Source organism: Thiomicrospira aerophila AL3 (assembly GCF_000227665.2).
Lineage (GTDB): Bacteria > Pseudomonadota > Gammaproteobacteria > Thiomicrospirales > Thiomicrospiraceae > Thiomicrospira > Thiomicrospira aerophila.
Genome location: NZ_CP007030.1, coordinates 388,577 through 399,731, shown reverse-complemented (window position 1 = coordinate 399,731; position 11,155 = coordinate 388,577). Strand labels below are relative to the sequence as shown.

The 11,155-nt window shown below is 45.4% G+C and carries 8 protein-coding genes; 2 read left to right on the top strand and 6 right to left on the bottom strand.

Annotated features, from left to right (window positions below):
* Positions 1 to 6: 6 nt before the first annotated feature.
* Positions 7 to 1,410, bottom strand: coding sequence for a UDP-N-acetylmuramate:L-alanyl-gamma-D-glutamyl-meso-diaminopimelate ligase (gene mpl, locus THIAE_RS01925; RefSeq protein WP_006459814.1), 1,404 nt, complete (start codon positions 1,408 to 1,410; stop codon positions 7 to 9).
* 99 nt (positions 1,411 to 1,509) lie between these two features.
* Positions 1,510 to 2,352 (bottom strand): DUF2189 domain-containing protein, encoded by an 843-nt coding sequence (locus tag THIAE_RS01920; protein WP_006459813.1) that lies wholly within the window; start codon positions 2,350 to 2,352, stop codon positions 1,510 to 1,512.
* A gap of 212 nt (positions 2,353 to 2,564) precedes the next feature.
* Between THIAE_RS01920 and rnd the strand changes: the two genes are divergently transcribed.
* Positions 2,565 to 3,737: a ribonuclease D gene (gene rnd / locus THIAE_RS01915; RefSeq protein WP_006459812.1), complete on the top strand. Its 1,173-nt coding sequence runs from the start codon at positions 2,565 to 2,567 to the stop codon at positions 3,735 to 3,737.
* 14 nt (positions 3,738 to 3,751) lie between these two features.
* Positions 3,752 to 5,008, top strand: coding sequence for a 6-phosphofructokinase (locus tag THIAE_RS01910; protein WP_006459811.1), 1,257 nt, complete (start codon positions 3,752 to 3,754; stop codon positions 5,006 to 5,008).
* A 1-nt stretch (position 5,009) separates the two neighbouring features.
* Here THIAE_RS01910 and THIAE_RS01905 read toward each other — a convergent pair whose 3' ends face one another.
* The 4 genes from THIAE_RS01905 to pepN all read right to left on the bottom strand — a co-directional run bounded on the left by THIAE_RS01905 (position 5,010) and on the right by pepN (position 10,991).
* Positions 5,010 to 5,621, bottom strand: coding sequence for an LPP20 family lipoprotein (locus tag THIAE_RS01905; RefSeq protein WP_006459810.1), 612 nt, complete (start codon positions 5,619 to 5,621; stop codon positions 5,010 to 5,012).
* Between the two features lie 41 nt (positions 5,622 to 5,662).
* Entirely contained in the window at positions 5,663 to 6,751 is a 1,089-nt protein-coding gene (locus tag THIAE_RS01900) for a hypothetical protein (protein WP_006459809.1), read from the bottom strand.
* A gap of 102 nt (positions 6,752 to 6,853) precedes the next feature.
* The gene (locus tag THIAE_RS01895) at positions 6,854 to 8,260 is read right to left on the bottom strand and encodes a hypothetical protein (protein WP_006459808.1); all 1,407 of its coding nucleotides are present in this window, start codon (positions 8,258 to 8,260) and stop codon (positions 6,854 to 6,856) included.
* 4 nt (positions 8,261 to 8,264) lie between these two features.
* Positions 8,265 to 10,991, bottom strand: a complete 2,727-nt coding sequence (gene pepN, locus THIAE_RS01890) for an aminopeptidase N (RefSeq protein WP_006459807.1) — start codon at positions 10,989 to 10,991, stop codon at positions 8,265 to 8,267.
* Positions 10,992 to 11,155 lie beyond the last annotated feature (164 nt).

The following is an 11,155-nucleotide window of genomic DNA, read 5'->3' as shown; positions in this document are numbered from 1 at the left end:
TTAAGATTAGTGAACCAGCCCAAATTCTTTCAAGGTTTTCTGTAAACCTTGGGTGACTTTGGCTGGTAAGCTCGCGAAACTGCCATTACTCATAAAGACTACATCATCGCCCTGTTTGATCTGCGCCATCAATCCTTCATATAGCGCTTCATAACTCGAAAAGATTTCAATGTGACGCTTAAATCGCGCAGAGTCAGGTAATTGCCAACCCCATTTGGGATCAATATATAACATCACCTTATCAGCAGGATCAAAAGCGGCCACCAGCTGCTCACTAAACACGCCCATTCGCATCGTATTGGAACGGGGCTCACACACCGCGACTAAACGTCGTGGCTTCGCAGATAGGGTTATTTTAGCTTTTTGACCCGCTAAGGTCGTGGCAATTGCAGTAGGATGGTGGGCAAAATCGTCATAAAGATTAATATCCGCCAGGCTTGCTAGGTGGGTCATGCGACGTTTTACCCCCTTAAAATAAGCCATAGCATCAATTGCCTGCGCAACGGGCACACCGGCGTGTTGGGCGGCAATAATCGCACTCATTCCGTTGCGAACATTATGCTCACCGGTTAAAGACCAACGCACTACGCCCTCCAAATGCCCTCTATACCACACCTCAAACTCACTGGCATCAGCCTTAATAAGTACCGAATGCCAATGCGAATGAGCAGCGGCTTGCCCAGCATTATGACGGCATACTGGCGTCCAACAGCCTTTATCCAGTACCACATCAAGCGCTGGCTCGTTGGCCGGCATCACCACCAATCCATTACTGGGCACGGTTCGAATGAGATGATGGAATTGCGTTTGGATTGCTGACAGGTCGCTAAAAATATCAGCATGATCAAACTCGAGATTATTTAAAACGAGTGTTCTTGGATGGTAATGGACAAATTTAGACCGTTTATCAAAAAACGCTGTATCGTATTCATCAGCCTCTACAACAAAAAAAGGCGCCGACCCCAAACGGGCCGATTGACCAAAATTTTCTGGTACCCCACCAATTAAAAACCCTGGTGCCAGGCCTGCTGACTCTAAAATCCAGGCTAACATGGCAGACGTCGTGGTTTTACCATGCGTACCGGCTACACCCAACACCCAGCGGTCTTTAAGTAAATAACGCGCTAACCACTCGGGGCCGGAGCAATAAGCTTGATGACGATTCAACGTGGCTTCAACGGCTAACATCCCGCGCGTCATGGCATTCCCAATCACTACCAAATCCACATCTTCATCCAAAAAACTTAAATCGTCTAAGTCGGTAATCGGAATGCCAGCGTCAGCTAACTGATCACTCATCGGTGGATAAACGGCTTTATCCGAACCACTGACTTGATGCCCCAACGCCTGCGCTAATTGCGCCACACCGCCCATAAAGGTTCCCGCAATACCCAAAATATGTATGCGCATAGCTACTCCTGATAGATATGAATATTATAGCGTTTGAGGCTAGCTTAAATAAAAAAAACTCAGCGCGTGGCTGAGTTAATGATGGAGAGTGTTTGCTTATTATTTGTTAGCTGGCACAATTTTCACCAAATCATTGAACGCATGCCAGCTCGCATAACCCAGTAATGGCATCACAATCAGCATACCCAATCCTAGTGAGAAAATTGCAATGGCCAACAACACGGCAATCACCGATGCCCATACAGCCATGACCAATTTATTTTCCATAGAAATTTGGAAACTGATAATCATCGCTTGGACCGCACCAATATTTTTATCTTTCATTAACAACGGGATAGTGACCACGCTAATAGTGAATACAAATGCTGTCAACGCAACAGCAAGCACTACAAAGTAAGCCATGAACTTTAAACCCGCTTCAGACAGTACAAAGCCCATCAATCCCAAACTCGGATCGACAATAAGTAAACCATGTGATTGGGCAACAATAGCAGCTAATAGCGGGGTAAAAATAGCCCAAGCCGCAGTTATGACACCTAACACCGCTGCATAGAAGCCGATGTCGCCGGCATTAGCTTTCCAAGACACCATAGAATCAATCAATTTCGGTTTTTTTCCTTCTTCCAACTGTTTAGCGGCATAATATAAGCCTGTTGCCAAAAAAGGTGACAACATGACAAATACCGTTGCTATCGTAAACATGTGAATCGGATTGCTTCTAAATGAAAAATAAACTAGTACGACCGATAAGGCCATGATAGCACCGTAGAAAAATGAAATACCGGGTGACTCTGCCATATCTTGCCAGCCGCGTTTTAACCAGCTACCAATATCGGCTATTTTGGCGTCTGTAGAAATGATATGCTCACCTTGTTCGGTGACATGATCGTGGACATGTTCATTCGATGGAATGTGCCCATAAGTTTGTGTATTACCAGACATGATTGCCTCCTATAACGATTATAAAATCACAGATACAACCCTCTGAAAAAACCCTATACAACAAGCTTCTAAGCGATGTAAATTGAGGGCTATAAAGCGTTACCACAGTTATACAATAGCAAAAAATTATGCAAAATTTATAATAGATAATTCTTAGGTTTATATAATTAAACTTGATAAAATCATTTCATAATATTTAATGAAAACGAGTTATGAACTTCCAACTTATTACAGATGACACTGCACTTAACACCCTATGTATCGAGCTAAAACAACATAAATGGCTTGCTGTGGATACTGAATTTATGCGCCAAGATACTTTTTTTGCGCAACTCGCACTGATCCAAATTGCTACTCCGACCCTTGCCGTTTACATAATTGATCCTTTATCCATAAAGAATTTAATTCCCTTATGGCAATTATTCAGCAACACTAACATTACAAAAGTATTTCATGCCGCCCGGCAAGACTTAGAAATTCTTTATCAACAGGCAGAGTGCATGCCATTGCCTATTTTCGACACCCAGATTGCCAGTGTTTTTTTAGGCTTAGGAGACCAAGCGAGTTACGCGCGCTTAATTGAAAAGCTATGTGGAGAAAATATTAACAAAGATCAAGCTCGCACACAGTGGCTGGATCGTCCACTACTTGATGAACAGCTTGAATATGCAGCAGCAGACGTTTGGCATTTAGCACAAGCCTATCCGATTTTGCTAAAGTCACTCACCCCTACACAACGTCAAGCCATTCAAGCTGATTTTAATAACTTGACCGACCCGTCGCTGTATCGAACTGAGCCGGCTCAGGCTTGGCTAAGAATGAAGCCCTCATCTAGCCTGAGTAACAAACAACTTGGTCTACTCAAGCACTTAGCCGCTTGGCGAGAAGAACAGGCTGTCACACTTAATCAACCGCGTAAATGGATTGTCAATGACGAAGCATTAATTCAATTAGCTAAGCGCCCTGTTCGAGAAGTACAAGACCTCCATAAACTCAATCAATTTGATGGTGAGACAATTCGTCAACACGGAGAAAGTCTTATTCGAGTGCTTGATAAAGCCATGCAAGACGCTGAAAACTGGCCTGTCGCACAGAAACCCATCACATTAAGTCATGAACAACAGATAGTGCTTCAAGTCTTGCACGCAATTAGTCAACAAGTGGCTCATGAACAAGGTATTCACCTACCCAATTTAACTAATAAACATGAACTTACGGCACTATTGCTTCAGCAGCCCTCTCAACTCAACCATGGCTGGCGCGAATTATTACTTGGCAAGCTACTCAAACAATTTATTAATGGACAATCCCATTTACGCCTTGTCCATAAAAATAAACATGAGCAACCGAAACTTTCACTCTCAACCTCAGCTGTAGATATTTAAAAAGGACTCACCCTATGCATAACGCGCTCTATGCCCAAGCGGGAGGCATTACCTCAGTGATTAACGCAAGTGCCGCTGGTGTAATTGAAACACTCAGAAGCTATGGCCAAACCCCACGCATTTATGCGGCTATTAATGGCATCGAAGGTTTGCTTGATGAAAAACTGGTTGATTTAACAAACATAAGTGAAACAACGCTCGAGCGTCTAAAACGCTTACCAGGCGGTGCGTTTCAAGCTTGTCGCTTTGATCTTGATACCATTGAAAATCGACCTGACCAATACGAACGCTTATTACAAATTTTTAGTCACTACGACATTGGTACTTTTTTCTACAATGGCGGTAACGGTTCGATGTTAACCGCTCAAAAAGTCGCCGACTACTGTCAATCAAAAGGCTATCCGCTACGCTGTATCGGTGTCGCTAAAACCATTGATAATGACCTTGCGCTGAGCCACTGCAGTCCTGGCTTTGGCAGTGCGGCCAAGTTTCTAGCCAGTCACTTTTTACAAGCAACGCTGGATGTACAATCCATGTCAGCCAGCTCAACAAAGTTCTTTGTCATGGAGGCCATGGGACGTAACGTCGGTTGGTTAGCACTTTCAGCAGGCCTGGTTAAAGACGTGATAGCAGACTTGCCATTAATTATCCTACCCGCTGAGCGCGCTTTTGACGAATCCGCTTTTTTAGCCAGAGTTACAGATCTAATTAACAGCCACGGCTACTGTGTGTGTATGGCATCAGAAGGCTTGCGTGATGCTAACGGCAAGTCTTTAGCTGTGGCGCGTGAAGAACATGCCAATGGCAAAGTCTATACACAATATGGCGGTGTGGCACAAAAACTTGCGCAACAGGTTGAACATGCTCTAAATATTAAAACCCATAGTGCCAATCCAGACTACTTACAACGCTCATCGGCATTATGTGTATCAGCAACCGATTGGCAAATGGCTTACGAGGCCGGTGCAGCAGCCGTCCATGCCGCGCATAAGGGCGAACACGGCATACTGCCACTCGTTCAAAAAACACAAGACACCCCTTTCCGATGGCACTTTGAAAACTTTGCTTTGGCGGATGTGGCTGAATTAGAAGCCAGGGTGCCTGATCACTTCTTAACGGCTGATGGTATGGATATAACCGAACAAGCACTTGAGTATTTACGGCCGTTGGTTAAGGGCGAAAGAGATATGAAATGGCATGATGGCCTACCAGACTTGCGCCCAATTACTTGGACACAAGTTGAGAAAAAACTACCGGATTTTAAAAAATAACTTATCTAACTTGATTAGGTGTTATCACAGCAGGCGATTCGTCCTGCTGCTTAACAAACACCTGATCAAAAAATTGACGATCAACAAATACTTCCATCACTGTCTCATAATTATTATCCGCCATAGGTGTAATACTAATAACCCTCGCGCCTCTGACCGTCGAATTCACTCTTGCGCGAAAACTATCGTTTTGTGCTGCTAAACTGGCCACCGATGTATTACTGTCAATACTAATACCATACAACTGCTCTGCTAATGAACGATACGCATCGAGTTTAGAGGCACGAATAGCCATTAAACGACGCTGCCCTGGCGTCATGCCTTCGAATGGAATTTCAGCACCATAACCTACCGCCGTAATGCGAATGAGCTCAGAGGATGCTCTTGCTGGAGCTGGTGCAGCTACGGGGGCTGTGGGTGGTAAAGCGGCTTGAGTAGGTGCTGGCTGTGATGTGCTAGGCGGGGCCATGCCTCTGCGCGCCTCTGGGGAAACCGTATCCTTTGTCATAGCTACATTTGAATAGTTAACCGGTTGAGAATGGGGCGTTGTATGACAACCCGACATTAACATAACACTGGCTACCCCTAATGTGATGGCAGATAATTTTTTCATTACTAATTCCTTTTATTACTCAATAAGGACGATGTTAATATTTATGGAAAACTAAAATGGCTATTAGGCGCAACATAACGATACGCATCAGGGGCAACTGTTGCCGACTCTTCAGCTTGCTGCTCTAGCTGTTGTTCTTTTTGCGCCAATAGCTGCTCTAACCAGGCCTTCTCAAGCTCTCTGACGGCCTTGGTGGTGTTTTGCTGCTGCACACTCAACTGCTCAAACTGTTTATTAATTTCAGTTACCCGACTCTGGATAGTATTAGCAGTACGCTGCACTTGCTCGATACGACGCTGTAACGCGTCAGTATTAACTTGAACACTAGGTGCAGCGACTGGCGTAGGTGCTACAGGTGCAGGAGGGGCAACCTCTGCAACCGCAGCAGGAAAAGTTTGATTGGACTCACTCTGTGCTTGCGCCAACAAATCATCGATTAACAAACGACTCACGTCGACTTTTTGTTCTAAAGTGCTTAGCTGTTGATTAATACTCTGTAACAGTAACCTTTGTTGCTCACTGTTCTCATGCTGAACTTGAATCGCCCCGGTCAAATGACCTGAGCCGCTATTGAGCCAAGCCAAAGAGGCCATAATGAATGCGCCCAAGGAAAAGGTAATCATTAATCCAGCAGATAACAAACTTAAAGATTTAGTTTTTTGTAACTGTGCGGCCTGTTCATCTGTAAGCATCACAGTGACTGGCTTATTTGCATTAGGGTCCATTTCATCTATACCTGTAAGTTCATCGAATTCATCGAATTGTGATTGGTTTGTTGATTGAGTTTCTTGGATATTTTGCTGCGATGGTTTAGCTGCATTGTTTGAATTGATTGCAGCGGCAGAAGCCACAGCCGTAGTGGCTGCCATCATAGCAGCGTCATTTAAAAACGAATCATCACTTGATGAAATCGGGTCTTTGTCAAAAGCTGGCTGTTCAGCAGTTGAAGAGATTTCTGCAGGCTGACTTGACTCTGGCGCTTGATCAGAAAAAGTAACATCCTTATCAACTAAATCTGTTGAATCATCAAATGCCGCCATATCAGGATCTAGTTTTTCATTTGATAACTCATCCAGCAATGCATCAATATCATCAATGTCATCCGGATTGTTACTATTATTTTCAGCCATAGGTACATCCAATTTTTAAGTCGAGTAGCCTAAGCTACTGATAGATTTCATACTTATATAGTTTAGGCTACGGCTCAAAATGCCAAAGCTTTAATTTATTAGTTAACGAGTCTGGCTGTTTAAACTATCAAGTGGCTCCAAACCACGATTTAAACGATACCATTGTTGCCCCAAACTAAACTCACCCCGCTCGCTTACCCATACGCGACCAAACTCTGTGTCGAACTGATCAGGCAAAGGTTGAGCCGAACGTCTAATCAATTCCACCATGACTTCACCTAGAGCAAAAAACAAGCCATCTTCTGAACTAAGCGTGGATTCTTGAGATAAATTAGCCAAAAAGTGACTAGGTAATAAGGCATTGGTCGTTTGCCAACGCGCTAAACTTAGATTAAAAAACGCCACATCCGGTAACTCAGATGGAATCCAAAAAATCGGCAAATCTTGCTGGTGATACTCCAACAATGGCCGCAACAACATGGCTTGCTCCATTGGACCATAAAAAACCACCCTAGTTTGATCTTGGCGACTGCGCCCCATCCCCGTCAGCGGGCGATCAATAACCCTTGCCAACCAGTTTTGACGCGCCTGACTTTCTTGATGACCAAAACGCTGTGCGACTAAATCATTAAGTTGCGCGTTAGACTCCACCTCTAAAGGCTGGAGGTTTTTCCCCAACTCTAGATTTACGCGATTAAGCACCTGTATCGACGCACCCCGCCATTGTAACCAGGTAATCTGTCTGTAATGTTGATCCTCAAGCCATGTTTTAACAGCCATAGCTTGCTGTTCATAAGTGGGATTTAACACTCGCTGAAAGCTAGGATCTAATAGACGGCCTGGATGAAAAAGAATAGCCGGTTGATCATGAAAGTGTTGAGCTAACTGTGCAGTCAGTTCGCGTCGCTCTAGGATAATTAACAAATCCGCTTTCGTGGCCTCAATCGCTGGAATAAGAGCCGATGCACGCTGACCCGTCGTGTCAACAAATGATAACACCTTATGCGGATAATGGTTTAACAACACCTGCTGGAGCGCCAGGCCTGCTGGAGAAAGTTCGCCACTTAAGGGTGCCACCAGCGTCATGCGATCAGCCATTGCCGCTTTCACAAAACCTGAAGTACGGCGCGGAACGGTGGCATTGGGTGATGATGTTTGAGGTTCAACGGCCAACCAATTCAAGCGCTGAGCTTGCTCGCTCACCCATTGCCAACGCAGTTCAAATTCACTGATTGAAGGTAAACGACGCAACTGCTCATAGGCTGGTAAAAACGCATTTCGATCGCCTTGGCGCAGCGCAATTTCTGCACGCAGCAGCGCAATTTCATAATCCAACATCTGCAATCGCGACACATCCACCACTTCAGCAGGCCTGGTAGCTTGCGAAGATTGATGAGATGTGGGCGGCTGTGCCATCACCGCTGACCAAGCTAACCCAAACAACGCTAATCCCCACAAGGCTAGCCCGACGCCTGTTATAACCCTTCCACTCCGCCAGCTAGCCCACATTTTACTAATCCACCAAGGCCTTACTAACAATTTCAAACACGTCTTTTGACTGAATTGCACCTTTCAGTTCTTCGAGTACTTGCTTCATCAGCCTTTGCTGTTTGGGCTGATAACGACGCCATTGAATTAATGGCACCACCATCCGTGCCGCCACTTGTGGATTAATCGCATCAAGATGTAACACCTGTTTAGCCAACCAACGGTAGCCCGCTCCATCCGCTTGATGGAACAGTGCCAGATTGATACGCGCAAAACTACCCAAGACACTGCGCACACGATTGGGCGTCGTCCAAGCAAATTTAGCATGGGCTAACAAGGCATCCACACCGGCTATGCCCGCCGCTTGACCAAAACCGGCTTGCCAAGCAAACCACTTGTCTAGAACCAAGGGTTGATCCTGCCAGCGCTGATAGAAATCATCCATCAAGGGAGCTGCCGCGACTTCATGCCACTGCATCACGCCTTGTAAGCTGGCAGCAACATCTGTCATGTGGGCTTGAGTTTGATATTGTGCCTTTGCTGCACTTAACGCCTGTTGATTACCACTGGCCAACCAGGCCTGCAATGCCCGATTTTTAAGCAAACGACGCCCAATTGCCTGGGCGTTATAAGCATAATCACTCGATAACTGTGCAGCCTGAGCCTGATAAGTTTGTTGCCACAAGTCCACTAATGCTAGGCCAATAGCACGCTGATAGGCTGGATAGACTTGCAACACCGCGGCAATCGGTACCGGATTAAACTGTTCAATCAAATAGCTCATGTCCGGTAAATTCAACGCATAACCATACCAAGCCCAATCCACATCCGCCTGCGCGGTCTTAGCCAAGGCTTCCGTTAATAAGCTAGTAAATAGCGTTACAACCTCATTACTCGGTTTGACCACTAGGTCAGCCGTCGGCGTTGCCGCCGCCTGATTAACCTGCGCAATTAAGTCCGCCAAGACTAATTGCTGAACCATTTCCCAACGATTAAACGGGTCAGTATCAAACTTAGCCAAATGCAATCGTGCCGCCGCTGGCATGGCATAATCTAAAATCACCGGCGCACTAAAATCACGCAGCAACGACCAAACTAAATCCGCCGGCGCATCCTTAACGTTTAGTGTTTGATTAAACGCGGTTAATAAATATACCCACTCGCCCTCTATTAAACGCAATTGGCCAGCCGCGATAGCATCCTGTGCCGCTGACGCCAAAAAGGAAGATGACCAGGCCTGGCCCGTGGCATCAAATGCCGCGAGTTTAATCGGGATAAGTAAAGGTGTTTTATCGACTTCTGACTTTGCTTGTGCTAACGAATTTTGCTGACTAAACTGCAGCAACCAGGCCTGCTGACTCGCATCATAGTCGGCCACTACCTTCACATGTGGCGTACCGGCTTGCTGATACCAGGCCTGCATTGGCGTTAAATCTTGCTGATTCGCATCCGCCATCGCCAACCTAAAATCATCGACGGTCACCGCTTGACCATCATGGCGCGCAAAATACAAATCCATGCCTTTCCGAAAACCATCGCGACCCAACAGCGTTTGATACAAGCGCACCACTTCTGCACCCTTTTCATACACGGTTAAGGTATAAAAGTTATTCATTTCGATATAAGACTGTGGCTGAATCGGATGGGCCATCGGGCCGGCATCCTCAGCAAATTGGTGACTACGTAACCGACGCACATCCTCGATACGCTTGACCGGTGCCGATAACATATCCGCGGTAAATTCTTGATCACGAAAAACCGTTAGACCTTCTTTTAGCGTGAGCTGAAACCAATCACGGCAGGTGACACGATTCCCGGTCCAGTTATGAAAATACTCATGCGCAATTACTGCCTCAACCCCTTCAAAATCGACATCTGTCGCTGAATCGGCATCGGCTAGGACAAACTTCGAGTTAAAAACATTTAAGCCTTTGTTTTCCATCGCGCCCATATTAAAGTCATCTACCGCGACAATCATGTAGCGATCTAAATCGTAACTTAGCCCAAAACGCTGCTCATCCCAGCGCATCGAAGCAATCAGCGAATCCATGGCATGACGACATTTGGCTAAATGCCGTGGCTCGGTATAAATTTCTAACAACACCTCCCGCCCTTCTGCTGTGGTGTAATGATCCGTTAAGCAGCCAAAAGACCCGGCCACCAGCGCAAACAAATAACAGGGTTTTTTATGCGGGTCCTGCCAAACTGCTTGATGACGGCCATCAGACAAGTCAGTTTGCGAGACTAAATTCCCATTGGCTAACAGGGTCGGATACTCTGCTTTATCAGCAATCACCGTAGTTTGATAAGTCGTCAACACATCGGGGCGATCAAAGAAATAGGTGATTTTGCGAAAGCCCTCGGCTTCACATTGCGTGCAAAATCGACCCGATGACAGATATAAACCTTCTAGCGCGGTGTTCGCCTGCGGGTTAATTTCAGTCACTATTTCAAGCTGATAAGGGGAGGAACTATTGGCAAACAAGACTTTGGGCAAACGAAGTTGGGTGTCAGTAAGCTGGTATTCCACCTCATTAAGAAGCTGGTCATTGAGCTTAATCGAGATAAGACGCAGACTTTCGCCATCAAGCAGCATATCCGCCAGCGGCTGTCCAGGTGCCAGCTGGCAGACCATACGATTGGTGACCTGGGTTTGTGTTGGTGATAACTCAAATGTTAGATCTAAATTGATCACCTCAAACACCGGGGCTTGATAATCTTTTAACCACTTCGTTTCAGCTTGAATTGTCACAATAATCGTCCTTTAATAAACATGTCATTATTTAACCACAAACGAGAGATTAAGATAATTCAACCTATTAGCAATATGTTAGACCCCTCATTCCACCCAGACAATCAATAAACAAAACCTATCAATAATATAAAAACAATTATAAATATTAATAAATAATTTCG